Below are 25953 nucleotides of genomic sequence, written 5' to 3' on the forward strand. Positions count from 1 at the left end.
ACCCGTCACCCGCCCGGTTCCGGGTCTCACAGCGCGTCACGCGGGAAAATCTGAACGATGACATCGCATGACCGTCGTCTGAGCCAGCGGGGCTTCCTCGCCGCGGCAGCCGGTCGACGTTCGGAACCGTCGCTCTGGACGGCCCGTGGGCACCGGACGCCCGCGCGGCCGCCGCAGCAGACTGGTCGGCCTTTCGGGACGTCCGTCTCCTATGTCGACACCTCGCTTGTCGGAATGCGACAAGCCCGTGTTCGCGGCTGCCGTTGAAGAACGTGTCCGACCGGCGGTTGATCCGTCCTGGTTGAACTGAGGAAGGTGTTTCGAATGAGTTCGATACTGCCGGAGGACGGTAGGAGCGCCGACGCTGCGACCACCCCGATCTTGTCGGGGATGTACCCGGATCCATCGGTGTGCCGGGTCGGCGAGGACTACTTCCTGGCAAATTCGTCGTTCGAGTACAGCCCCGGCGTCCCGATCTGGCATTCCAGGGACCTGGTGTCCTGGCGTCAGATCGGCAACGCCCTGACGACGGAGGAGCAGTTCCCCGCGGGCCGGTCGCCGTCGAGCCGCGGCGTCTACGCCCCGACGCTGCGCCACCACGAGGGACGGTTCTGGCTGATCACCACGAACATCGACGATGCTCGCGGTGGTCATCAGATCTACCACGCGACCGATCCGGCCGGGCCGTGGTCCGCGCCGGTGTGCCTGACCGAGCTGGACGGCATCGACCCCGACCTGGCCTGGGACGAGGAGGGAACGTGCCTGGTCACCTACTGCTCGTGGTCGGAGACCGAGATCGGCATCAGGCAGGCCGCGGTCGATCCGGAGCGGGGCGTGGTCCTCGAGCAGCCGCGGTGGATCTGGCACGGCACCGGTCTGGCCCATTCCGAGGGACCGCACCTGTACCTGCGCGACGGCTGGTGGTACCTGGTGATCGCCGAAGGCGGCACCGACCGGGGCCACGTGGTGTCGGTCGCGCGCTCGCGCAGCCCGCGGGGACCGTTCGCGGCTGCCGCGCACAATCCGGTCCTCACCCATCGCAGCACGGCGCATCCCGTCCAGAACGTCGGTCATGCCGATCTGGTCGAGCGCCCCGACGGGACGTGGGCAGCCGTGTATCTCGGCACACGGCCCCGAGGCCGCAGTCCCCGCTTCCACGTCAACGGGCGTGAGACGTTCCTCGCCGAGGTCTCCTGGGTGGAGGACTGGCCGCACTTCACGCCGGCGAGCGGGCGCGTCCCCACCGGACAGCGGGACTTCGAGGACGACTTCTCCGCGCCCCAACTGCATGTCAGGTGGGTTTCGCCCGGCGAGCGTCCCGACCGCTTCCTCCGCAGCGAGCCGGAAGGGGTGGTCGTGGGTCACGCACCGAGCGAGACCGGTGAGCCCTCGGGCCTGTTCACCCGGGTCGGCGGAGACCACTGGGAGGCCGACTTCCTCGTCGATCCGGGGGAGGGTGTCTTCACCATCGCCCTACGGCTCGACGGTGCTCATTGGTACGGGCTGCGCGTCGCCGACGGCGAGGTCACGGCTGTCGCACGGATCGGACAGATCCAGACAGTCCTCGACTCCCGCCCGTTGCCCGACTCCCCCGTCACTCTCCGCATCCGGTCCACGGAGGCGACCTGGAACGGGCCGGACGACATCGAACTGGGCATCGGCGGCACCGACGCCGATGCTCTCGTCCGCCTGGACGGACGTTATCTCTCCACCGAAGTGGCGGGCGGGTTCACGGGGCGCCTGGTCGGTGTGTGGAGCGAGTCGGGTGAGGTCCTTGTCCGCCGGGTCCGGTTCACCGAACAGCGCGCGTGACTCCGCCCGGTGACGAACGTACTCCTCTGTCTGCGGACTCTGCCTCATGAGGCGCTTTCCGGGTCGGGATCCAGAGGGGCACGGCCCATGGCCATGGCTTCGCGTTCATTGTGAGGAGGTTGCCCGAATCGTCGTGAGGAGGTTGTCCGAATCGTCGTAGTGGACGTGGTGCGGTGGCCGAGGGGGTCGGTGCGGGAGAGGAGGCAGTGGTAACGGTCGCGTTCGAAGTGGGTGACCGCGCAGATGGGGGGCGGTCTCGGCGACGATCTGGCAGGCGTCGTTGACGACGTAGCGCCAGGTGTGCCCTTCGGCGGTGGCCGTGGTCTTCACTGCTCCGCGACCGCAGCCGTCACCACGTCCACGGCCCGGCTGCCCGGTACGCCGTCGCGTCCGCGCGGCCCTCAACCTCCCCACATCTCGATCCGGCGGTCCGTCAGGTAACGACATGCCGCCACCGGAACGCAGCCCGGCCCATCGCGATATCCGCAACCCTCAGACGAGAAGCCGAGCCTTCGACTTCAGGCGCCACTCCCCCGTATCCGCCATCTGGAGCGGACCCGGCTCGTACGCCAGCGGCTCCAGCGCGCGTTCGCTGCCGCCGCCCTGCAAGCCACCGGTGCAGCACACCTGGGCACTGCCTGGACGCGTTCACCGGTGCGCTGAGGTTATCGGCCACGGCTGACGGGCCGCCGCGAGCGTTACCGGGGGGCCGCGGAGAAGCCACCCAACGCTCCCCGGCCCCGCAATCTGTCGAATGCGCGTCGAAGGCAACGGAGTTGGGCGCCAATGATTGACAGATCGGCACCCGGTCGGGAATCTAACTGTTGCAAGACCATTTGGGAACGCTCCCAGATGCGCAGTACACGACGAGTGAAAGGAAAGGCACCTCTGCGACGCTTCCGCGGAATTCCCACCTCCCCAACAGGTGGGCGGGCAGGCGGGCGCGAAGGGCTTCTCCCATGATCGAGTCACCGGTCGGCCGGTGTTGAGCGGCTCGCCGCCCCTCTGCTCGCAATGCCGCACCACATCGCTCACCACCACGGTCGCTGCCACGGCCAAGACGGGATCGTCCTCCACCGTGCGCGATACGCCGACCTGACCACCCCCCACGGCCACTTCCCCCCCCCACCACCTCGGTCAGCGGCACCTCCGCAGCATCGCCGATGCGTCTTCCCGGCCTGACCGAGCAGCGCTCCGCCCCCCCCCACACCAGGAGTCTTCATGCCCATGCAACGACATAGCTTCCTGACCTTGAGCGCAGTCGGAGCCGCGGGCGCGGGCATGTCCTTGCCCGGCGCGGGACAGGCAGGTGCTCACGGACCGCTGCGAGGTCAGTCGCGGCGGCATTGACTGTGTACGTTCCCACGCTGCGCGGCGCGGGAACCGCACCCCCGAACACCCGGCGGCTCCGGCCGCTCGCACTCGGGCAGATAGGTCCACTTGGGGGCCGACACCCTCAAGGCTGGAAGAGAGGAAATCTCATGGTTTCACTAGCAGGAAAGATCAGAGCCGTTTTCCTTGCCGTCCTGTTGACGGTTGCGGCATCCGCGTACGGCGCGACGCATCAGGCATCGGCCGATTCCGCGGCATCGTCGAGCGCTGCGCAGATCGTGGCCGACATGGGCGCGGGCTGGAATCTGGGGAACCAACTCGAAGCCACCGCCAACGGATACCCCAGCGAAACGGCATGGGGCCAGCCGGCCGTAACGCAGGCCCTCATCGACAAAGTGAGGGCGGCAGGGTTCAAGACGATCCGAATCCCGGTCTCCTACCTGGGATACATAGGCCCCGGCCCGAACTACACGATCAACTCCTCCTGGCTGAACAGAATCCAAGAAGTCGTCAACTACGCCTACAACAGGGGCCTGCATGTGATGATCAACATGCATGGTGACGGCTACAAGAGCATCAACGGTTCCTGGTTGATCTGCGATTCATCCTCCCAGTCGACGATCAAGGCCAAGTACGAGAAAGTTTGGCAGCAGGTCGCGAACCGGTTCAAGAACTACGACCAGCGCCTGATCCTGGAGTCCATGAACGAGGAGTTTGACGGGCAGTACGGCAACCCGACCCAACCGTGCTACTCAAACATCAACAGCTACAACCAGATCTTCGTGGACACCGTGCGGAAGACGGGCGGAAACAACAGTTCGAGGTGGCTGCTCGTTCCCGGCTGGAACACGAACATCGATTACACCGCGGGGAATTACGGCTTCGCGCTTCCGTCCGATCAGTATCGATCCCCCTCCATTCCCGCCAACGAGCGGCGGATCATGATCTCCGTTCATCACTACAGCCCGTGGGACTTCGCCGGAGAGGAAAGCGGCACCATCACGCAGTGGGGACGAGCCGCTACCAACCCATCGAAAACGTCGACCTGGGGACAGGAAGACTATCTGGACTCGCAGCTGAAGAAGATGTACGACGTGTTCGTCACGAAGGGGTATCCCGTGGTTGTCGGCGAATACGGTGCGATCGACAAGTCCTCGTTCGATGCATCGAACAACAGGTACCGTGCGGACTTCGCGCGTGCCGTCGCGGCCACTGCCAAGAAATACGGGGCAGCCAGCGTCTACTGGGACAACGGCACAAACGGACGGTACGGGTTCGGACTGTTCGACCGGCGCTCCCTCACCGTGACCCAGCAGGGCATCATCAACGCCATCATGAGCGGCGTCGGCACCCGCGTTGCCGGCTCGGGCCTTCCGTCTGACTCCTAGCGGGACCAGAGACTCGGCGACGGGCACGAAGGACATCGGTGGGCGCGCAGTTCGGCCGGGTGGAGGCGATGCCACACGGTGGGCGATCTCGTCCAACTGCGCGCCGACCAGTCGGAGAAGCCACGCTGCTTCGCATCAGCCGGCATGTTCGACCAGGAGGAACGGGACCGTCCGATCCGGCCGACCCAGCCCCGGCCGGAACCGAACACCGCAGACGGCACCCCCGCCGCAGCGGCTTCGGCCCACCGTCCAACACCTCCCCGGGGACTGAGCCCAACTGCCGCCCATGGAGCGGAGCGTGGCCCGGCTGATCCTCCTCTCACCCGAGGCGCGCGACCGGTTCGCCGAACATCTCGAGCTACACACTCGATGTATACATGCAGCGTATACACGATGTGTATAGTGTGCTCATGTCCATCGCTCACACCCTTCTGGGGCTTTTGGAGTCCGGCCCGCGACACGGTTACGACCTGAAGCGGGCCTTCGACGAGACGTTCGGTCACGACCGCCGCTTCACTACGGCCAGGTCTACTCGACGATGTCCCGGCTGCTGAAGAACGGCCTCGTCGAGGTCGACGGGATCGAGGCCGGCGGCGGCCCAGAGCGCAAGCGCTACGCGATCACCCACGCCGGCATCACCGACGTGGAGCAGTGGCTCGCGACCCCGCAGGAGCCGGAGGAGTACCTCCAGTCGGCCCTTTACACCAAGGTCGTCCTCGCGCTGCTCACCCACCGGGACGCCGCGGACATCCTGGACACCCAACGCTCCGAACACCTGCGCAGCATGCGCATCCTGACCGACCGTAAGCGCAAGGGCGATCTGGCGGACCAGCTGATCTGCGACCACGCCCTCTTCCATCTCGAGGCCGACCTGCGCTGGCTGGAACTGACCGCCGCCCGACTCGACAAACTCCGTGAGGCTGTGGCCCGATGACCACCTCTCCCCCTGGTTCCCTGCTCACGGCGCAGGGCCTGCGCAAGACATACGGGCACACCCACGCCCTCGACGGCGCCGAGTTCCCCATCCACCCCGGCGAAGTCGTCGCCGTCATGGGCCCCTCCGGCTCCGGCAAGTCGACGCTGCTGCACTGCCTCGCGGGCATCCTGCCGCCCGACTCCGGGTCGATCACCTACAACGGGCGCGAGGTGACGACGATGAGCGACGCCCAGCGCAGCACGCTGCGCCGCTCCGAGTTCGGCTTCGTGTTCCAGTTCGGTCAGCTCGTGCCGGAACTGACCTGCGCGGAGAACGTCGCCCTGCCGCTGAGGCTGAACGGCACCTCCCGCAAGGAAGCCGAACGGGCGGCGCTCGGCTGGATGGAACGCCTGGAGGTCGACGACCTGAAGGACAAGCGGCCCGGCGAGGTCTCCGGCGGCCAGGGCCAGCGCGTCGCCGTGGCGCGCGCGCTGGTCACCGGCCCCCGGGTGTTGTTCGCCGACGAACCGACCGGCGCGCTCGACTCCTACAACGGCGAGCGCGTGATGGAACTGCTCACCGACGCGGCCCGCTCCACCAACGCCGCCGTCGTCCTCGTCACCCACGAGACACGGGTGGCCGCCTACTCCGACCGCGAGGTCGTCGTACGCGACGGGAAGTCCCGGGACATGGAGCGCGCCATATGAGTCCGCGCAGGGGGCACCGCCCGCGCGAGGGAAGCCGAGAGTGGGGGAGGTCCAGAGACCTGGCCCTGGGAGCCCGGTTCGCCGTCACCGGCGGCCGCGAGGGCTGGGTCCGAATGACGCTGACAGCGGTCGGCGTCGGTCTCGGCGTGGCCCTGCTCCTGTTGTGCACCGCGATGCCCAACGTGTTCGCCTCCCGCAGCGAGGTGGAGGACGCCCGCTACGCCAACCTGTACTCCCAGACGGTCCCGCCCAAGGCCGACAACACTCTCCTGATCGCCGGCGCCGACACCACCTGGCATGACGACGACATCCAGGGCCGCTTCATCGAACCCGAGGGCAGGCGGGCGCCGCTGCCCCCGGGGGTCGACCACTTCCCGGGCAAGGGCCGGATGGTGGTCTCCCCCGCGCTCAAGAACCTGCTGGACTCGGACGACGCGAAGCTGCTGCGGGAGCGCCTGCCGTACAAGGTCACCGGCACGATCGGCGCGAGCGGGCTGGTCGGCTCGCACGAACTGTTCTACTACGCGGGCGCCTCGGGGTTGAAGCTCGGGGACTCCTCCCTGGTGACGCGGCTGGCCGAGTTCGGCAAGCCGGACGCGCCGCCCGAGCAGACCGACCCGGTGCTGCTGCTGATGGTCCTGGTCGTGTTCGTGGTGCTGCTGACGCCGGTCGCCGTGTTCATCGCCGCGGCCGTCCGCTTCGGCGGCGAACGCCGCGACCGCCGCCTCGCCGCGCTGCGCCTGGTCGGATCCGACCGGGGGATGACCCGGCGGATCGCGGCGGGCGAGGCACTGGCGGGAGCCCTGCTCGGCCTGGCCGTGGGCACCGGCTTCTTCCTGCTCGGCCGCCAGAAGCTGGGCACCGGTGAGTTGCTGGGCGTGAGCGTCTGGCCCAGCTACCTCGACCCCACTCCCACGCTCGCCGCAATGGTCGCGGTGGCGGTGCCGGTCGCCGCGGTGCTGGTCACGCTGCTCGCCATGCGCGGCGTGGTCGTCGAACCCCTCGGTGTCGTGCGCGCGGCCAAGCAGAGCCGCCGCCGGCTGTGGTGGCGGCTGCTGCCGACTCTGGCCGGCCTCGGGATGCTCTACCCGATGATCGGCCAAGGCCACGAGAACGGAGACTTCAACCAGTATCTCGTCATCGGCGGCGTCCTGATGTTGCTGATCGGCATCACCGCCCTGCTGCCCTGGGTCGTGGAGACGGTCGTCGTCCGGCTCGGCAAGGGCCCGCTGTCCTGGCAGCTGGCCGTGCGACGGCTGCAGCTGAGCAGCGGCACCGCCGCCCGCATGGTCAACGGCATCGCCGTGGCGGTGGCCGGGGCCATCGCGCTGCAGATGCTCTTCACGGGAACGCAGAGCCAGTACACCGAGAGCACCGGCATGGACCCCGGCCGGGTCCAGATGCAGGTCGAGTTCAGCGGCCCCAAACCGCTGTCCGGCGTCGAGCGCGAATTCACCGGCACCAAGGGTGTCCGGGCCGCGGTGGCCCTGGCCCGCTCCGAGTACGGGGACTCACGTCGCAACCCGGAGAACACCAACGGTCTGACCGTGGCCAACTGCGCCGCCCTGCGCGAACTCGCCACACTGCCCTCCTGCGAGGACGGTGACGTGTTCATCACGCGAACGCGGAGTGGCTACGAGGACACCGACAACGCATCCGAGATCGCCCTGGTGAAGCCCGGTCGGCAGCTCTACATCGACCCGTCCTACGACGGCGACGAGCGCGGGCTCGAGGTGCCCTGGACCGTTCCGGCGAACATTCGGGAGGTGGACGCGCGCAAGGACTCACTGCAGGAGTACACCAGTCTGCTGGTCACCCCCGCCGCCCTGCCCAGCAAGGCCGCGCCCGCGGTGTTCTCGGACGGTGTCTACCTGCGTCTGGACCCCTCGGTGCCGAACTCACGGGAGTACGTACGCAACGTCGCCGCCCGCATCGACCCCCTGGCACAGACCTTCGGCTGGTCGGCGAGCCAGGAGGACGTCAAGTACACCTCCATCCGCACCGGCCTGTTCATCGGCTCCGCCTTCGTGCTGGCACTGATCGGAGCGAGCCTGCTGGTCTCCCAGCTGGAACAGCTGCGCGAACGCAAGAGGCTGCTCTCCGCGCTGGTCGCCTTCGGCACGAGGCGCCACACACTCAGTCTGTCCGTCCTGTGGCAGACAGCCCTCCCGGTCGGACTCGGTCTCGTGCTGGCCACGACGGTGGGCGTCACCCTCGGCGCCGTACTGCTGAAGATGACCCGTACACCGGTGACCATGGACTGGGCGAGCGTGCTCACCATGACCGGCGTGGGCGCGGCCGTGGTCGGCATGGTCACGCTGCTCAGCCTGCCGCCGCTCCTGCGCATGATGCGCCCAGCGGGCCTGCGCACGGAGTAACCCCTCACGGATGCCGTGAAGTGGGCTTGTCCGAGCACTTGCAGGAAGGGCGCCTGACCGGGCCGAAGCCGGTCAGGCGCCCTTCTCGGCGCGCATCGAGGGTCCGGGACGGACCTGCTCGGCGGCCGCCGCCCGCTTACTCGCCCGCGGTCCGGCGGCCCGACGACTGCATCTGCTCGTCGGGGTTCTGGGCGAACTGCTGCCAGGTCTCCGCATACTGGCGGGGGTTCATCACCAGGGCACCGCGGTGCGGGGGACAGTGAGGCGTCCGGACGCTCGGTGATCAGCTCCGCCGCCCGCTTGCGTCCCTCGTCGCTGCTGAGCGGGCGGACCCTGCCGTCCCTGCCCGCCCTCGCGTGCAGTTGCAGCACGCCGTCGGACGGCCGGCGGATGGCCGCCGCGGTCTTGGCTCCGCGACCGGAGGCGCGCGCGACCGCCCGGTCCGGCAGATGAGGATGCGACTTGGCGATCCTCGCCGCTGCGGAAATGCGTGAACGGACATTCACAGAATCCAGGACGCGCGGTTTACTCAGGCTTTTCCGTCACGGCCCCACAGTTCACCCTCCGAACAGCCGGCTAGGCGTCCCCGCCCGGGGCGATCAGACCCGTCTCGTAGGCGAAGACGACGGCCTGGACGCGGTCGCGCAGGTCCAGCTTCGACAGGATGCGGCCGACGTGACTCTTGACCGTCGTCGGGCTCAGGAACAGCCGGGAGGCGAGTTCAGCGTTGCTGAGACCCGTGGCGAGCAGGCGGAGCACCTCCAGTTCACGTGGGGTCAGGCCGGACAGGTCGCGGTGCGGGGCGGTGGTCTGCGGTTCGTCGCGCTGGGCGAAGCGCTCGATCAGCCGACGAGTGATCGTGGGAGCGAGGAGAGCGTCACCGGACTGCACCAGGCGCAGGGCGGACACCAGACGTTCGGGGGTCACGTCCTTGAGCAGGAAGCCGCTGGCGCCGGCCGTGAGCGCGGCGTAGACGTAGTGGTCGAGGTCGTACGTGGTGAGGATGACGACCCGGGTCTCCTGCGGGCCCTCGCCGCCGAGGATGCGCCGGGTGGCCTCGATGCCGTCCATCTCCGGCATCCGGATGTCCATCAGCACGACGTCGGGCCGTGTGCGGCGGACCGCTGCGACGGCTTCGACGCCGTCCGCCGCCTCGGCCGTCACCTCGATGCCCTCCGCGGCCAGGATCATCTTGAAACCGGTGCGTACGAGAGCCTGGTCGTCGGCGATGACGGCGCGCAGCGGTCGCCCGTCCCCGGTCATGCGGCGCTCCTCGGGATGCGGGCCATGACCCGGTAGCCGCCGTCGGGTCTCGGACCGGCCGTCAGTTCGCCCTGGTAGACGGCCAGTCGCTCCCGCAGCCCCATGTGGCCGCGACCGTTGCTCTCCACCGGCGGGGAGTGCTTCGCGCCGCCGGTGTCCGTGACCTCGATCTCCAGCCAGTCGTCCGTGTAGCCGAAGGCGACGGACGCCTCCGCGCCGCGCGCGTGCTTGATCGTGTTGGTCAGCGCCTCCTGCACGACGCGGTACGCCGCGAGGTCCACCCCCGGCGGCAACGGTTCCGGCGGCAGCGACACCCCGACGCTCACCGGCGTCCCGGCGGCGCGTACCCGGGCGACCAGCGCGTCGAGCTGCGCGAGCCCGGGCTGCGGCTCCAGACCGTCGGGCCTTTCATGGTCCGGGGCGGCCAACAGGCCCATCATGTGGCGCAGTTCGGCCATGGCGGCCCGCCCGCCGGCCTCGACGGCCAGCAACGCCTCCTTGGACTGCTCGGGCACGACGTCCATCACCTTGCGGGCCGCGCCCGCCTGGATCACCATCACGCTGACGTTGTGGGTCACGACGTCGTGCAGTTCGGCGGCAATACGGGCACGCTCCTCGGCGACGGCCCGGCGCATGGCCTCCTCCTGAGCCTCCTGCAGTTCGGTGACCCGATCCCGGCTGGAGGTCAGCCGCAGTTGCAGGAAGCGGACGAGGCTGGCCAGCATCCCGGCCACCAGCAGCACGAATCCCGGGCTGGACCAGCCCGGGAGCAGGGGGTCGGCGTTGCGGAAGGCGAAGCCGGACAGCGCGGCGCCCAGCACCAGGACGGCGATCGCCAGTATCCGGTAACGGCTGTACACGACGGCGCTGTAGGCACCGATGACACAGGCCACGACGGTGATCCAGGAGGCGGAACCGCCGATGGCGACGGCCGAACCCAGCACCGTCACGAACGTGGCCAGCGGGTACCGGCGCCGGAGTGCGAGCGGAAGGGTCGACAGAACGACCAGGGCCCAGGGCACGGGTGGAGACTCTTCCTCCACGGGTGCCTCGTCGGGGCCGGGCGGCGGGGGCGGAGCCGGTACACCCGTCCCGACGTCGGCTTTCGGGGGGTTCAGGTCCACCGGCCCGTTACCGGGATACCGCACCGCGACGAACAGGGCGACCGAGGTCAGGACGACCGCCAGCACCACATCGGCGCCCACCGCGCGCTTCGACAGCGGGGCGGCCTTCGTCTCGGGGCGCAGCGCGTCGATGAGCTGTCGACGCCGGTCGCGCCGGCCTTCCGTCTCCATCCGCCCATTGTGAGGCGCCGCGCGCCCGGTCCGCGTCCCCCTGTCTGGTCAGGGCGTTGTCCCCGAGGCCTACTCCTCAGGTAGCAGTCCACGGAGGATTCATCCGCAGGAAGGGCCCGATGTTGGTTCCTCGGCCGACGCGCTCCGCGGGCGGCAGTCCTAGGTTCACAGGGCCGGCAACGGCATGTGCCTCTCGCGACCGCAAGGACGGACAACCCGCATGAATCAAGTGATCGAGCTGGAAGGTGTGGCCAAGCGCCACGACACCGCCGGTGCGCCGGCGCTCGGACCGCTCACACTCAGCGTCGCCAAGGGTGAGGCACTTGCCGTGACGGGCCCTTCCGGCAGCGGCAAGTCCACGCTGCTGAACCTCATCGCCGGTCTGGACAAGCCGACCGCCGGCGTGGTGATGGTCGCCGGGCGTCGTATCGACCAGTTGAGCGAGCACGCCCTCGCCAAGTTCCGTCGCGAGCACATCGGCATCGCCTTCCAGTTCTTCAATCTGCTCGACGACCTCACCGTCACCGACAACATCCAGCTCCCGGCCCAGCTGACCGGGACCAGCCGGCGCGCGGCCGCGGCCCGTGCCGGTGAGCTCATGGAGATGCTCGGCATCCACAAGCACGCCCGCGCCTACCCGGGCCGGCTGTCCGGAGGTGAACGCCAACGGGTCGGTGTCGCCCGGGCGTTGATCAACCGGCCCGAGCTGCTGCTCGCCGACGAGCCGACCGGTGCGCTCGACTCGGCCTCGGGCCACGACGTCCGCGATCTGCTGATGGATCTGCACCGCGGTGGCCAGACCATCGTGCTGGTGACGCACGACCTGGCGCTGGCGGAGGCGTGCGCGAGCCGCACGATCCATCTGGTCGACGGTCACCTCGCCCTCGACACGTACGCGCGGGCCGTCCGATGAGCCTGTTCGGTACCGGCGCGATGGGCCGGGTCGTCCGCTCCGGGGTGGGCCGGCGCCGGGCGCAGACCCTGGTGATCGCCGTGGCCACGATGATGGCCGTGGCCTCGGCCGTGGTCGCCGGTGCGCTGATGGTCGCCGCGGCCGCCCCCTTCGACGACGCCTTCAAGAAGCAGCAGGGCGCGCACATCACCGCGCAGTTCGATCCGGCCAAGGCGAACGCGGCGCAGCTGGCGGAGACCGGAGAGCCGGCCGGCGTCACCGCGAGTTCGGGGCCGTACCCGTCCACGGCGTTCCGTCCGGTGGATCAGGCGGGCTTCCCCATGCCGACGCTCACCCTGGTCGGGCGGTCCGGTCCGGACGGCGACGTGGACCGCGTGGAACTGAAGTCCGGCCGGTGGGCGCAGAAGCCGGGCGAGATCGTGCTCAGCGCGTCCATCGAGGGACCCTCCGTCGCGATCGGCGCCACCCTCGAGGCGTCGGACACCGCTGACGCCCCGACCCTTTCGGTCGTCGGCTTCGCCGTGTCGGCCGGCAGGTCCGCCGACGCCTGGGCGACCCCCGCACAGGTCGACGCGCTGGCGGCGCTGGGCAACCCCGCCACGAGTCAGATGCTCTACCGCTTCGACACCGCAGGCACGAAGAAGCAGATCCTCGCCCACCGGGCCGAGCTCGCCGCCTCCGTGGAGTCCGGGGCGCTGCTGGGGACGCAGTCCTGGCTGGACACCAAGCGTGCCGCGGATCAGGGTGCGGCGGCGACCGTCCCGTTCGTGATGGCTTTCGGCGTACTCGGCATCGTGATGTCGGTGATCATCGTCAGCAGTGTGATCAGCGGTGCCGTCGGCACCAGTCTTCGCCGGATCGGCATCCTCAAGGCCATCGGCTTCACTCCGCGCGAGGTCGTCCGCGCCTATGTGGCCCAGGCGCTGATCCCGGCCGGTGCCGGCATCGCGGTGGGCGTTGTGCTGGGCAACCTCCTGGCGGTGCCGCTGCTGGCGGAGTCGGAGTCGGTGTACGGCGCCGTCTCGCTCTCCGTGGCCTGGTGGGTGGATGTCGCGGTGCCGGCCGCCGCACTGCTGGTCGTGGGGCTCGCAGCGCTGATCCCCGCACTGCGCGCCGGACGGCTGCACACGGTCGAGGCCATCGCGGTCGGCCGGGCGCCGCGCACCGGGCGCGGGCAGTGGGCGCACCGAGTGCTGGGGCGGCTGCCGCTGCCACGGCCGGTGACCTACGGCCTCGCCACCCCCTTCACGCACCCGGTGCGTGCCCTCGCGATGCTGCTCGCGGTGGCGTTCGGCACGATCGCGGCCACCTTCGCGGTGGGACTGACCTCGTCCCTGGGCGCGGTCGGCGCCTCGCAGGATCCCGAGAGCCGTGCCGCGGTCACAGTGGCGACGGTCAAGCTGAACAACACCGCTCCCCCGCCGCCTCCGGTAGGAGGTGCCGCGGCAAGCCCGTCTCCCGTCGTCAGCAGCCCGGCCGGTACGTCCAAGCCCAAGGTCGCCGACCCGGCGAAGGTCCGGGCCGCCGTCAAGTCCGAGGCGGGGCTGGAGTCGTACTACGGCAAGCTCCGGACCGAGGTCGCCGTGGCCGGGGTCTCCGGCTCGGTCGAGGCCGGCCTCTACGAGGGCGACTCGCGCTCCGGCAGCTACGAGATGCTCTCCGGGCACTGGATCACCGGCAAGGGGCAGGTCGTGGTGCCCTCGCGCTTCCTGGAACGGACCAGCACCAAGGTCGGTGACACGGTGCGGATGACCTACGAGCAGGAGAGCGCCGACCTTCGGATCGTGGGTGAGTCCTTCGACACCTCGGGCAACGAGCTGGAGGTCCACGCGGACATGGCCAACTTCCCGGCGGCCGAGCCCAGTACGTTCCTCGTCGAGGTGAAGTCCGACGTCTCGGCCGACGAGTTCGCCCAGAAGCTCGCGGCGGTGGTGCGGCCGCTGGGCGGTGACGCGACGACCGTCCCGCCCGCGGAGCAGAAGAGCGTCATCCTCGTCATGGACGCGATGGCAGTGCTGCTCACCTTGATGCTGGTCTCCGTGGCCGGCCTCGGGGTGCTCAACTCCGTCGTCCTGGACACCCGGGAACGCGTCCACGACCTGGGCGTCTGCAAGGCGATCGGCATGTCGCCGCGGCAGACCGTGAGCCTGGTGCTCGCCTCGGTGAGCGCAATCGGCGTGATCGGCGGGCTGCTGGGCGTGCCGGTGGGGTACATGCTGCACGGCATCGTCATGCCGGTGATGGGACGCGCCGTGGGCACCGGCATGCCGTCGTCGGTCCTCGACGTGTACGGGCCGGTCGAGCTGCTCCTGCTGGGTCTGGGCGGCGTCGTCCTCGCGGTGCTGGGCGCGATGCTCCCGGCCGGCTGGGCGGCCAGGGCCCGTACGGCCACGGCCCTGCGCACCGAGTAGCGCCCACCGAGGAATATCAAGTCGCCGTTGAAGCCGAGGCCGCGGGTGTCGCCGGAGGCGGCGGCGCTGGTGGCCGGACGCGACTGGCGCCGTGGCCGCCGGCTGGCCCTCCGCACGCTTGTGACGACCCGGCTGGCGCTGTACCTGGCCGGGCGCGGCCGGCGGGAGTTCGGCTTCCTGCCACGCGTCGTGGAGAGACGGCGTTCCGGCTGTGGCACCTCGAAGAGGCCCGGGAAAACGACTGAGACGCGGGCTGCTGTCGTGGGGATCGACGGTAGCTGCGCTGTACGTCGTGGGAGCGCTGGTACCGGAGATCGTCCGGCTTCACGGAATCCGCGAGGATTCAGCGCGCTTCACCTGGTCGTGGTGCTACCTGGCGGTGTCGGCGGCCTCCGGGAGGCTCGCCTGATCCCCGTACTCCGCTGACAGCGGCGCGGAGGCGCGGGAGTCGGTCATGATGTCCCGTGCGATGTCGCGTGCCGTGCCCAACGGCTCCGGCGTAGGCTTCGGTTCGCACGGACACGGGGGACGGGACGGATCACATGAAGGCCGAGACGACGCCGCGTTGGGCATCGACCCTCGACGCGGTCGTGGTGTACGCGCAGGGTGCGCTCTGCAGTCGCGTGGCCCGGGGCACCGTGCCACCGAGCGGCCGGGTACTGGTGACAGGACTGCCTCGCTCGATGGATCCGGGCTCGGTGCGGGCCCGCGTCATCGGCGCCTCCGGGGTGCGGAGCACCGAGGTCCGGGTGGAGATCGACGCCGAGCCGCTCGACACCAGCACGGCCGACGAGTTGCGGCGCGAGGCGGAGCGGCTGCGTGACGAGTGCGCAAAGGCGAAGGGACGCCGGGACCGGCAGCTGAGCCTGATCAAGGAGGTCACGGCCCTGCACCCGGTCCCGCCGGCCCGCAGACGCGAGGATCCGCACCGCGTCACCCCGGCCGACGCGTGGCTCGAACTCGCTGACTTCGTCGACGAACGGCTGACGGCACTGCACACCCGTCTCGTCGAACTGGAGGAGGCGCTGCGTCTGGTCGAGCACGAACTGACGGTAGCGGAGGACAAGTTGACCCGCGCCTCCACCGACACGCCCTCAACGCACGTACGGACGTCGGTCAACGCCGTGCTGACCCTGGACGGCACCGGTGAGGCGGAGGTGGAGCTCGAGTACATGGTGCCGGGCGCCGTCTGGGTGCCGGCCTACCGTCTCACCCACCGGCAGGGCGAACCCAACGGCCGCCTGGTGCTGCGCGCCTCGGTCGCGCAGCGAACCGGTGAGGACTGGAACAGCGTACGCATCGCTCTGGCCACCGCCGACCTGTGGCGCCGTACCGCCCTGCCGAAGCTCCGCTCGATACGGATCGGGCGCAGTCAAGCCGCCCCGGCTCCCTCCGGCTGGCGTGAGCCCCCGGCGGGGCTCGCCGACCTCTTCACCGGGTACGACGCGGTGGGCCCCCGCCCCGCCTCGGCCCGCGCGGGTACGCCCGTTGCCGTTGCCGCCGTGGGTGGGCTGTCGTCCGGTCCCCTCGTGCCGGCACCGCAGAGCTACGGCGGGCCGCCCGCCGAGCCCGAGGGCTCCGGCCCCGCGGGCGGCCCTTACCCCCAGGTCCCCCAGGCCTTCGACGGCGGGAGGTACGACCTGGCCCAGCCGGCCCAGTCGCGGACCAGCAGCAGGCCGCGTGCGGGCGGTGGGTTCCTCCCGGCGCCCGCCGTCATGGCGCCCGCGGCTCCGGGCGCGGCCGTGCCGCCACCGCCCGCGCCACCGATGGCCGGTCCCGCGTCTGTCCCAGCGGCGGCTGGTGCGCCGCCATCGCCACCACGACCGGCACCGGTGGCCGGTCCGCCACAGCCGAGCGGCGCCGAACTCGACTACGCCGCTCTCGTCCTGACCGGCCCCGACGAGCAGGGTGATCGCCGCGGACGGTTGTTCCCGGAGGCTCCCTTCGACCCGGTGGCGGCCGAACACCGTCGCCGCGCCGAATCAGTGTCCGGGCTGCCCCTGCCCCAACACGCCGTGCGGCCCCGCGAGTCGGCAGGTTCCTTCGACCACCGTTTCGATGCCGTCGCCCGCGTCGACATCCCCTCGGACGGTACTTGGCACACCGTCACCGTGACCGAGATCCCGGTGGAGCTGCACACCGAGTACCTCTGTGTGCCGTCCGTGGAGCAGACCGTGTACGCGACATTGCTGCTGTCCAACGCCACCGACCAGGCGCTGCTGGCCGGCCCGGTGGAGGTCACCGTCGACGACGACTTCCTGTTGACCGCCGCACTGCCCACCCTCGCCCCCGGAGGTGTCCGACGGGTGGGGCTCGGACCGGCCGAGGGCATCCAGGTCACCCGCCGCACGAATCTGCACGAGTCGACCTCCGGCCTGCGCAACAACACCACCGTGCTCGACCACCGCGTCCAGGTGGAACTGGCCAACCTGCTCGCGAAGCCCGTCACCGTCGAGGTCCGCGAGCAGGTGCCCGTCACCTCCGATCCCGACGTCCGGATCGAGGAACGGGCCGACTGGACGGCGCCCGAGGAGGACGCGGGGCGCGATCACCATGCCCCGGGCACCCGCGTCTGGCGGGTGAGCCTGCCCGCCGGGGGGAGGGCCGCCCTCCACGGCGGCTACGAGATCCGCATCCCGGCCGGCAAGGCCGTGGTCGGCGGCAACCGCAGGAGCTGACACACCATGTCCACGGCCCTGAAGCCGATCCCCCTCCCCGTCACCGCCGTCACCTGCCTGGAGGACCGCGCCCACATCGAGCGCGCCACCGTGCTGGAGCTGACAGCCGGAGTCCAGCGGCTGCGCTTCGGGCCGGTCAGTGGGCTGGCCGTCGACCGTACCCTCCACGCCGAGCTCACCGCCGATCACCCCGCGACCGTGCTCGACGTGCGGATCGTCCGCAGTTGGACGCCGCGCGGGCCACGGCCGTCCACCGACGACGCACCCCTGCGCCAGCGCGTGCACGCACTCGAAGAGGAGCGGTTCGCCCTGGAGCAGCGGCGCGACCGGCTGCGTGCCCGTCTCGACCTGCTCGGCCGTCTCGCCGCCGACCTGCTTCGGGAGATCGGCGAAGGCGCCGGTATCGGGGAAACGGACAGGTCCCGCTGGGCCCGCGAGCTGGACCGGGTGGACGGCGAACGCGACTCGTACGGTGAGCAACTACACACCGTGGAGGCCCGGTTGGCCGTCCTCGCCGTCGAGCTCAGGGAAGCCGAGCGAACCCTGGCCTTCTGCGTGGAGGAGCCTGCCGAGCTGGTCGGCCACATCGAGCTGACCGTGCGGTCCGAAGCCGCCGGGCCGGTCGGGCTGCGGCTGACCCACCTCACCCCGTGTGCGTTGTGGCGGCCCGCCTACCGTGCCGTGCTCGACGGGGACTCGCTGACGCTGGAGACCGACGTGATGGTCTGGCAGCGCACCGGCGAAAACTGGTCGGACGTACGACTGACGCTCTCGACGGCCAGGTCGGCGACGGCCACCGAGCCACCGCGGCTGCGGGAGGACCGGCTGACGCTCAAGGAGCGCTCCGCGGCCGAGCGGCGCACTGTCGACGTCGAGACGCGCGAGCAGGACATCGCGGAGCTCGGCCCGGCCGCGGTGCTCGGCCTCCCCGGCGTGGACGACGGCGGCGAGGCGCGCGTGCTGCACGCGTCCGCGCCCGTCTCCGTGCCGTCGGACGGCCGCGCCCACCGGGTACCGCTGTCCGTCTTCAGCACGACAGTGAGCAGCGAGTACGCCTGCTCACCCGAACTGTCCCCGTTGGTCACGCAGGTGGTGCGGTGCGACAACGCGTCCGGCCACGCACTGCTCGCCGGGCCCGTGGACCTGGTCCGCGACAGCGGATTCAGCGGCCGCGGCACGCTGGACTTCACCGCCCCCGGCGCCCCGCTCGAACTCGCCTTCGGCAGCTGCGACGACTACCGGGTGGTACGGCAGGCCGAGGAGTCCCGCGACACCACCGGGATCACCCAGCGGACCGTGGTCACCCGCACGGTTCACCTGCACCTGTCCCGGTTCTCCGCCCCGGGGGAACAGGACCGACGGATGGTCGTCCTGCGGGAGCGGATCCCGGTCTCCGAGATCTCGGCGGTGGAGGTACGGCTGCGCAGGGAGGCATGCTCCCCGCCGCCCGACGTGGTCGACGCCGAAGGCATCCTCCGCTGGGACGTCCCCCTTCCGCCCGGCGGCAGGCGCACGGTCACGCTGGTCTACGAGCTGTCGGCGAGCGCCAAGGTCGCCGGGCTCTGATCGGACAGCGCGCTGTCGCGCGGTGCGTGACCGCCCGCCGCTGTCGGCAATCACGGTGTGGATTCGGGTTCGGGGTGTTGGCGTGGCAGGCTGTGCGTTGTTACTGTCCGATCCCAGGAGGTCATCATGACTGGCGAGTCTTCATCGCACGAAGGTCCGGAGCCGGTCGAGCCCGAGAGCTCTCCTCTCACACCCGAGGAGGAGGGCGACGACGACCTCAAGCGCAAGTTCCGTGAGGCTCTGGAGCGTAAGCGCAGCGAGCAGGTGCAGGGTGCCGCGCACGCGGATGCGTCGAAGATCCGCGGCACGCACGGTCCGGCCGCGAGCCAGCGGTCGTTTCGGCGTAAGAGTGGCGGCTGATTGTTGCGCCGACGCCCTGCGGCCCGCCGCCGGCTGACCGCCGTGCTCCTCCACGACGGCGCCTACGCTGCCGAGCCGGTCGCCCGGGACGCGTAGAGGCTGCCGACAGCACGGCGAGGAAGATCAGCGCAACTGGTGCTGGTTTCCTCGCCGTTTGCAATGGAGTCGGCCACTCCAGTTGGCCATGTGAGCGTCACGGTTGGTCACCGAAAACGCCGTCCCGGGTGGGTCACTCCTCGGCCTGGAAGTCAGCAACGCCGGGACACAACCACCCGTTGCTGACCCGTCGTTCACCAGCGCCTGTCGGCCCGGGTGTTCGCGGACCCGACCGGTGAACAGTGCGTAGAGATCGGTGACCGGGGCCCGGCGGTGCGACGGCCGCCCCCGAGGCAGGCCGGCGCGCTACTGCACGGGGTTCCAGCCGTCGCTTCCGGCGAGGTACTTCTGCGAGGTGTAGTTCGCCGCGGTTGCGCTGCTGATCTGCGGGCGGTCGCCGGTGCCGGTGCTGGCTCCGGAGCCGGTGTTGTTGTATTCGCTGAACCGGCAGGTCTTCCAGGAGAAGCCGCCCATGTCCTGCCAGGCTCCGGCTTGGCGAATGTGTGCCCCCAGCGTCGAGTCGCGGACCAGCACCTGACCGATCGCGTCGGCCGCCCCGCCGGCGTGCCAGCAGCGCCCCAGGGCGACGGACCGCGCCGCGGCCGAACTCAGCAGCGTCGACCTGGTGATCAGGATGCCGTACCGATTGCTGGAGTTGGTGGCCGCGGCGGTGATGTAGCCGTTGTTGCTGCTGGCACGGTCCAGTGAGCGGATGGTCGTGGAGTCGATGACCAGGGCGCCGTTGCCGTAGATGAAGTCGACGGCGCCTTCGATGTAGCTCTTGTAGACGTACTGGCGGACCTGCGAACTGCCTGTACCGCCCCAGGACAGGAAGGTGTCCTGGTAGCCCAGCAGGCGTACGTTGCGGTAGACCTGCCGGTCACCGCCGGCGTACAGGGCGAGTGCCTGGCTGTCGTGCCGGTCGTACGTGTTGGCGATGGTCACGCCCTTGACCGTGGTGTTCTTGGCCATGTTGAGTACGGTCGCGCTGCCCGCGGTACCGGCGGTGGAGGCCGGGGTGTTTCCGGTGATCACGACGTCGGTCGAGGTCCCGGTCGTACCCTGCAGGGTGATGCTGGGCTTGCTCGCCGGGATGGAGACCTGGCCACGGTAGGTGCCCGGCTTGATGTTGATGTACGCGCCGGACGGGGCCGCTGCGATCGCGGCCTGGATGGTGGTGTAGTTTCCGGATCCGTCACTCGCCACCGTGATCGTGGTGGCGGCACTCGCCGGGTCGGTCAGCCCGAGGGCGGTCAGCGGCAGGACGGCGAGGACCCCGGCGACCACGCGGGTCCGGCTTTTACCGAGCGGGTGCATGTGTGACCCTTTCGTCGTTCTTCGGAAGAGTTGCCGGCGACGGCGGTGGCCGGTGAGCCTCAGTACGGCGCGGTCGTGGGCCAGACGATCGCGCTGGTGGGGATGGTGTCGGTGAGCCGCTGAAAATCGGCGGACGGCAGGACGCCCTGGTCGTGCAGGGCAGTGGCGACGAGTCGTGCGACCTGGATCGCGCCGAAGGCCTGGAAGTGCGTGTTGTCCTGGCTGCCGTTGGGGTAGTTGGGGTACTGCCCAGCGCTCAGGATCATGAAGTACTTCCTCGTTCCCTCCACGCCTACGCGGTTCCACAGCGTGGTGCTGGAGGCGGTCAGGTCGATCAGCGGTACGCCTTTGGCCGCCGCGAGTTCGCGCATCGCTGCCGGATAGGCGCCGTGTGACGGGGAAACGAGGCCCGCGCTGTTGAAGCGGCGCCGTTCCACGGGCGTGACCAGAATCGGCACGGCTCCCTTGGCCCGGCTCTTGTCGATGTACTGGGAGAGATATCGCTTGTACGTCGTCGAAGGCTCGGTGTAGCGGGTCGGGTCGTCGATCTTCTGGTCGTTGTGGCCGAACGAGATGAGCAGCCGGTCACCGGGCTTGATCACGGCCAGGATGTGGTCGAGCCGGCCCAGATCGATGAAACTCTTGGAACTGGCCCCGGACTTCGCCACGTTCACCACCGCGGCATGGGAGGTGAGGAACACGGGGAGCGCCTGGCCCCAGCCGGCCCGGGGAGCCAGCGAGGACACGTAGGTGGAGGCGGTGGAGTCTCCCGCGATGTAGACACGGACGGGGGTCGCCGCCGAGGCACTCGCCCCCGCACCGGCCAATGGAGCGACGGGCAAGGCTGCCACGGCACCGGTCACTGCGGCGCGTATGACGAGCCGTCGACTCGCGAGCCGTTGCCCCATCGGGCGTCCGAAGACCATGTCTTCTCCTTCCGGAGACGGACTGCCGGAAGCGTTCTTCCCTTCCCCAGACCGTTGAGGTGATCAGTGTGTCGGCCTCGGCGGGCCACGACATGAGCCTGCCGACGCCGGATGGCTTGGCCGGCGGCCTGACGCGGCGTAGCCCGGCGGGAAGCGCCGGACTCCCCCGAGTTGACCGCCAGGGGCTTGTTGTCTCGAGTCGCCGAGAGGTTCCGAACAGAGCCGGTCGGACGGGTGGCGCCGATCCGCTGTCACTCCTGGTGGGCGGCCCGATGTCCACGAGCCGGTCGCCGGACGGGGCGGCGTTCAGCAGGCCGTTGTCCCTGCCGTTTGGCGAGGACCGGCTCAAAGGAGTACCGGCGGGCGACACCTTTGCCGTGGGATCGGCGCTGCACGGCAGCGCCCGTTCGAGTCGGTCACCATGACCTCCGTGTGGGGGGAAGGGAGCGAACGCGGTGCCCGGGCCTAAGAACGTGAGCACTGCGGCTCACGCGACACATGGGAACGCTCCCACAGCTAGCGAGAGTAAATACTTGTCGATGGACCGTCAAGAATTATGTCGCTATATGTTTCCGGCAGTGTGCGGATTTGAGCGGCACCGGTACTTCCGGACTGGTGGCATCCGTGTCCGCGCGGCCCGAGGCTCGGCCGCATCACGAGCGACCAGGAGACCCCATCCCCACGACATCGCGCTGCTGGATGACCGCCGTCCGCAGGGAGTCACGACACCAGCCGTATCCGACGCTCATCCAGAGCCGCCGCGTACACGTCCGCCGTCGCCGCTGCGGCCGTGTCCCAGCCGAAGGACCGGGCATGCCGGACCGCTGCCTCGCTCATCCGGGCGGAGCGGGCGGGGTCGTCGGCGAAGGCGCGCAACGCCCGCGCGTAGTCGGCCGGATCGTGCCCTGGTACGAGGACACCGCTCACCCCGTCCCGTACCGCCACCGGCAGGCCGCCGACCTCGGCGGCGATCACCGGGGTGCCGCAGGCCTGCGCCTCGACGGCCACCAGGCCGAAGGACTCGCTGTAGGACGGCGTGACCAGGACGGACGCCGCTCGGTACCAGTCGGCGAGCTGGTCCTGGCCGACCGGCGGCCGGAACAGCACGACGTCCGATACGCCCAGGCAGGCCGCCAGCTTCTGCAGTCCTTCCGGCTCGGTCAACCCGCTGCCGCTCGGCCCTCCCACGACCGGCACCACGAGCCGTTCACGCAGCCCCGGCCGCTCCTCCAGCAGCCGGGCCACCGCGCGCAGCAGGACGTCCGGCGCCTTCAGTGGCTGTATGCGGCCCACGAACAGCGGTATGAGCGCGTCCTGCCGCAGCCCCAGGCGGGAGCGGGCCGCGGACCGGCCGGCCTGGACACCACGGGCGTCGGGCCGGAAGCGCCCGAGGTCGACACCGGGGTGGACGACGGCGACCCGGTCGGCGTCGGCGCCGTAGTGCCGCAGGAGTTCGTCCGCTTCCTTCGCGGTGTTCGCTATCAACCGGTCGGCCGCCCGAACGAGTTGCGTCTCGCCGGTCACCCGAACCGCGGGCTCGGGGGTCTCACCCTCGGCGAGGGAGGCGTTCTTGACCTTGGCCATGGTGTGCATGGCGTGGACGAGCGGGACGCCCCATCGCCCGGCTGCGAGTCGGCCGACGTGACCGGAGAGCCAGTAGTGGGAATGAACCAGATCGTAGTGGCCGGGGCGGTGGTCGACCCAGGCCTGCGTCACGCCGTGCGCGAAGGCACACAGGTGTGCGGGCAGGTTCTCCTTGGCCAGGCCCTCGTAGGGTCCGGCGGCCACGTGCCGCACCAGGACACCGGGCGCGAGTTCGACGTGGGGCGGGAGCGCGGCGGAGGTGGCCCGGGTGAAGATCTCCACCTCGATGCCGATGGCCGCGAGGCACTTGGCGAGCTCGACGACGTAGACGTTCATGCCGCCCGCGTCGCCCGTGCCGGGCTGGTGCAGCGGGGAAGTGTGCACGCTGAGCATCGCGACCCGGCGGGGGCGACTGTGGGTGCCGGGCGGCCGCGACCTGGGCGGGTCCACGAGCGTGCTGCCGTGGGCACGGCGGTGGAGTCCTTCGAGCCGGGTCACGTACCGGCTCCCGCCGTTGCCTCGGAGCGCAGGTCGAGGCGCTGCTCGCCCGCGTACACGTTCATGGAGCCGCCACGCAGGAAGCCGACGAGCGTGAGCCCCGTCTCCACCGCCAGGTCCACGGCGAGCGAGGACGGCGCCGAGACCGCCGCCAGCACCGGGATGCCGGCCATGACCGCCTTCTGCGCAAGCTCGAAGGAGGCCCTCCCGGACACCAGCAGAACGCTCCTCGACAGCGGCAGCCGGCCGGACAGCAGCGCGCGGCCGATCAGCTTGTCGACGGCGTTGTGCCGGCCGATGTCCTCCCGCACGTCCAGCAGCTCGCCCTCGGGTGAGAACAACGCGGCGGCATGCAGACCGCCGGTGCGGTCGAACACCCGCTGCTCGGCCCGCAGTCGGTCGGGCAGCACGGTCAGCAGGTCGGGACCGACCCGGACCGGCGGTGAGTCGGCGATCGGCCACCGCGCTGTGGTCCGCACGGCGTCCAGGCCGGCCTTGCCGCACAGTCCGCACGACGACGTGGTGTACACGTTGCGTTCGAGCGTGATGTCAGGCACCGGCACGCCTGGGGTGAGTCGCACGTCGACGACGTTGTACGTAGGGGAACCTCCCCCCTCCGTGGCACCGGCGCAGTACACGATGTTCGCCACCTCCTCCGCCCGGCCCACGACGCCTTCGCTCACCAGGAATCCGGCGGCGAGCGCGAAGTCGTCCCCGGGCGTGCGCATGGTGACGGCCAGCGGCTTGCCGCTCAGCCGGATCTCCAGTGGCTCCTCGGCTACCAGGGTGTCCGTGCGCGCACTCGGCGCACCGTCCCTGATCCGCAGTACGCGCCGTCGCTCCGTGACCCGTCCCATGGCCTCACTCCCGGTTCTGTCTGTGGACGTCGTTCCGCTTCCACGCCTGGGGCGTCAGCCCCCGAGGTCAGCGCTCCGCACGGGTCGGGCTCCTGCCGGGCGAAGGGCGAGACCCGCGGGTGGGCGGCGACGCGAGCGAGGATGTCGATGAGCATGGCCGGGGCTCTTCCTGCTGCCCGGTCCGCCTCCTCAGCACTCGATGACGTTGACGGCGAGTCCGCCGCGGGCGGTCTCCTTGTACTTGACCTTCATGTCGGCGCCGGTCTCCTTCATGGTCTTGATGACCTTGTCGAGGGAGACGTGGTGGCGACCGTCGCCACGCAGGGCCATCCGGGCGGCGGTCACGGCCTTGACCGCGGCCATGCCGTTGCGTTCGATGCACGGGATCTGGACGAGACCGCCGACCGGGTCGCAGGTGAGGCCGAGGTTGTGTTCCATGCCGATCTCGGCGGCGTTCTCCACCTGCTCGGGGCTACCGCCGAGGACCTCGGCGAGACCACCGGCCGCCATGGAGCAGGCCGAGCCGACCTCGCCCTGGCAGCCGACCTCGGCGCCGGAGATGGAGGCGTTCTCCTTGAAGAGCATGCCGATGGCGCCGGCGGCGAGGAGGAAACGGACGATGCCGTCCTCGTCGGCGCCCGGCACGAAGTCGAGGTAGTAGTGCAGTACGGCGGGGATGATGCCCGCCGCGCCGTTCGTCGGGGCGGTGACGACCCGGCCGCCCGCGGCGTTCTCCTCGTTCACGGCCATCGCGTAGAGCGTCACCCATTCCATGGCGCGAGGTGCCGGGGCGCCCTCACTGCGCAACGCCCGGGCCGCTGCCGCGGCCCGCCGACGGACCTTCAGCCCGCCCGGGAGGATTCCCTCGCGCCCCAGCCCTCGTGAGACACACGCCTCCATGACCCGCCAGATGTCCAGCAGGCCGGCGCGGATCTCCTCCTCGGTGCGCCAGGCCTTCTCGTTCTCCAGCATCAACGCGGAGATCGACAGGCCGGTGTCCCGGGCGATCCGCAGCAGCTCGTCGCCGGTGCGGAACGGGTGGGCCGGCACCGTGTCGTCGAGCCTGATCCGGTCCGCGCCGACCGCGTCCTCGTCGACGACGAAGCCGCCGCCCACGGAGTAGTACGTCTTCTCCAGCAGGGGCACGCCGCCGGCGTCGTACGCGAAGAGGATCATTCCGTTGGCGTGGTACGGCAGCGAGCGTCGGCGGTGCAGGACCAGCTGGGTCGAGACGTCGAAGTCGATCTCGTGGGCCGGGCCGATCTCGGCGCCGAGGAGGCGGATGCGCCCGGTTCCGCTGATCCGCTCGACGTCCAGGTCGGCCTGGGCGACGTCGACCGTGTGCGGCTCGTTGCCCTCCAGGCCGAGCAGTACCGCCTTGGGGGTGCCGTGGCCGTGGCCGGTGGCACCGAGGGAGCCGAACAGCTCCGCCCTCACCGCGGCGGTCTGGGCGAGCACGCCGTCCTGCTTCAGCCGGGCCACGAACATCCCGGCCGCGCGCATCGGACCGACCGTGTGCGAGCTGGACGGGCCGATGCCTATGGAGAACAGGTCGAAGACGCTGATTGCCACGCCATACTCCGGGGGGTTGGAGGAGCCTGCCGAGTGGTCGCGGGCACGCCCCTGCGGGAGGTTGTCACTTACAGACCGGGGTAG

At 70.2% G+C, this 25953-nt stretch carries 16 protein-coding genes and 1 pseudogene; 10 read left to right on the plus strand and 7 right to left on the minus strand.

From position 1 onward, the window contains the following. The first annotated feature begins 324 nt into the window (after positions 1 to 324). The 5 genes and pseudogenes from AQJ84_RS22870 (at position 325) to AQJ84_RS22890 (ending at position 8533) form a co-directional block, all read left to right on the plus strand. On the plus strand, positions 325 to 1812 hold the full coding sequence (locus tag AQJ84_RS22870; protein ID WP_053193831.1) for a glycoside hydrolase family 43 protein: 1488 nt from the start codon (positions 325 to 327) through the stop codon (positions 1810 to 1812). Between the two features lie 1481 nt (positions 1813 to 3293). Then, positions 3294 to 4532 carry a glycoside hydrolase family 5 protein gene (locus AQJ84_RS22875; RefSeq protein WP_051870320.1) on the plus strand — a complete coding sequence of 413 codons (1239 nt, stop codon included), beginning with the start codon at positions 3294 to 3296 and terminating at the stop codon, positions 4530 to 4532. Between the two features lie 410 nt (positions 4533 to 4942). After that, a pseudogene (locus AQJ84_RS22880) lies at positions 4943 to 5466 on the plus strand (PadR family transcriptional regulator). Then, the gene (locus AQJ84_RS22885; RefSeq protein WP_030045741.1) at positions 5463 to 6155 is read left to right on the plus strand and encodes an ABC transporter ATP-binding protein; all 693 of its coding nucleotides are present in this window, start codon (positions 5463 to 5465) and stop codon (positions 6153 to 6155) included. The pseudogene AQJ84_RS22880 and the gene AQJ84_RS22885 overlap by 4 nt, the downstream one beginning before the upstream one ends. Continuing rightward, a complete protein-coding gene (locus AQJ84_RS22890) occupies positions 6152 to 8533 on the plus strand; it encodes an ABC transporter permease (protein WP_053193835.1) in 2382 nt (793 codons plus the stop codon). Before AQJ84_RS22885 ends, AQJ84_RS22890 begins: the two co-directional genes overlap by 4 nt. A 576-nt stretch (positions 8534 to 9109) precedes the next feature. Here AQJ84_RS22890 and AQJ84_RS22895 read toward each other — a convergent pair. Beyond that, entirely contained in the window at positions 9110 to 9796 is a 687-nt protein-coding gene (locus AQJ84_RS22895; RefSeq protein ID WP_030045742.1) for a response regulator, read from the minus strand. After that, a complete protein-coding gene (locus AQJ84_RS22900) occupies positions 9793 to 11091 on the minus strand; it encodes a sensor histidine kinase (protein WP_053193838.1) in 1299 nt (432 codons plus the stop codon). The genes AQJ84_RS22895 and AQJ84_RS22900 overlap by 4 nt, the downstream gene beginning before the upstream one ends. Before the next feature lie 220 nt (positions 11092 to 11311). Here AQJ84_RS22900 and AQJ84_RS22905 point away from each other — a divergent pair, with 220 nt between their 5' ends. The 5 genes from AQJ84_RS22905 (at position 11312) to AQJ84_RS22925 (ending at position 19019) form a co-directional block, all read left to right on the plus strand. Continuing rightward, positions 11312 to 12004 (plus strand): ABC transporter ATP-binding protein, encoded by a 693-nt coding sequence (locus tag AQJ84_RS22905; RefSeq protein WP_030045745.1) that lies wholly within the window; start codon positions 11312 to 11314, stop codon positions 12002 to 12004. Next, positions 12001 to 14415, plus strand: a complete 2415-nt coding sequence (locus AQJ84_RS22910; protein WP_030045746.1) for an ABC transporter permease — start codon at positions 12001 to 12003, stop codon at positions 14413 to 14415. Before AQJ84_RS22905 ends, AQJ84_RS22910 begins: the two co-directional genes overlap by 4 nt. A 542-nt stretch (positions 14416 to 14957) precedes the next feature. Further along, on the plus strand, positions 14958 to 17093 hold the full coding sequence (locus AQJ84_RS22915) for a DUF4139 domain-containing protein (RefSeq protein ID WP_053193841.1): 2136 nt from the start codon (positions 14958 to 14960) through the stop codon (positions 17091 to 17093). Positions 17094 to 17099: 6 nt separating this feature from the next. Beyond that, positions 17100 to 18659 (plus strand): DUF4139 domain-containing protein, encoded by a 1560-nt coding sequence (locus tag AQJ84_RS22920; RefSeq protein ID WP_030045748.1) that lies wholly within the window; start codon positions 17100 to 17102, stop codon positions 18657 to 18659. Between the two features lie 126 nt (positions 18660 to 18785). Further along, complete coding sequence (locus AQJ84_RS22925; protein ID WP_030045749.1) at positions 18786 to 19019, plus strand: DUF5302 domain-containing protein; 234 nt, start codon at positions 18786 to 18788, stop codon at positions 19017 to 19019. Positions 19020 to 19421: 402 nt separating this feature from the next. Here AQJ84_RS22925 and AQJ84_RS22930 read toward each other — a convergent pair whose 3' ends face one another. The 5 genes from AQJ84_RS22930 to AQJ84_RS22950 form a co-directional block, all read right to left on the minus strand. Then, positions 19422 to 20432 (minus strand): pectinesterase family protein, encoded by a 1011-nt coding sequence (locus AQJ84_RS22930; protein ID WP_030045750.1) that lies wholly within the window; start codon positions 20430 to 20432, stop codon positions 19422 to 19424. 59 nt (positions 20433 to 20491) lie between these two features. Beyond that, entirely contained in the window at positions 20492 to 21283 is a 792-nt protein-coding gene (locus tag AQJ84_RS22935; protein ID WP_310591808.1) for a rhamnogalacturonan acetylesterase, read from the minus strand. A gap of 795 nt (positions 21284 to 22078) precedes the next feature. Then, positions 22079 to 23440 carry a D-inositol-3-phosphate glycosyltransferase gene (mshA, locus tag AQJ84_RS22940; RefSeq protein WP_053193844.1) on the minus strand — a complete coding sequence of 454 codons (1362 nt, stop codon included), beginning with the start codon at positions 23438 to 23440 and terminating at the stop codon, positions 22079 to 22081. After that, on the minus strand, positions 23437 to 24297 hold the full coding sequence (fdhD, locus tag AQJ84_RS22945; RefSeq protein ID WP_059198861.1) for a formate dehydrogenase accessory sulfurtransferase FdhD: 861 nt from the start codon (positions 24295 to 24297) through the stop codon (positions 23437 to 23439). The genes mshA and fdhD overlap by 4 nt, the downstream gene beginning before the upstream one ends. A gap of 189 nt (positions 24298 to 24486) precedes the next feature. Beyond that, on the minus strand, positions 24487 to 25869 hold the full coding sequence (locus AQJ84_RS22950; RefSeq protein ID WP_059198862.1) for an L-serine ammonia-lyase: 1383 nt from the start codon (positions 25867 to 25869) through the stop codon (positions 24487 to 24489). Between the last annotated feature and the right edge of the window lie 84 nt (positions 25870 to 25953).

Source organism: Streptomyces resistomycificus (assembly GCF_001514265.1).
GTDB classification, from domain to species: domain Bacteria; phylum Actinomycetota; class Actinomycetes; order Streptomycetales; family Streptomycetaceae; genus Streptomyces; species Streptomyces resistomycificus.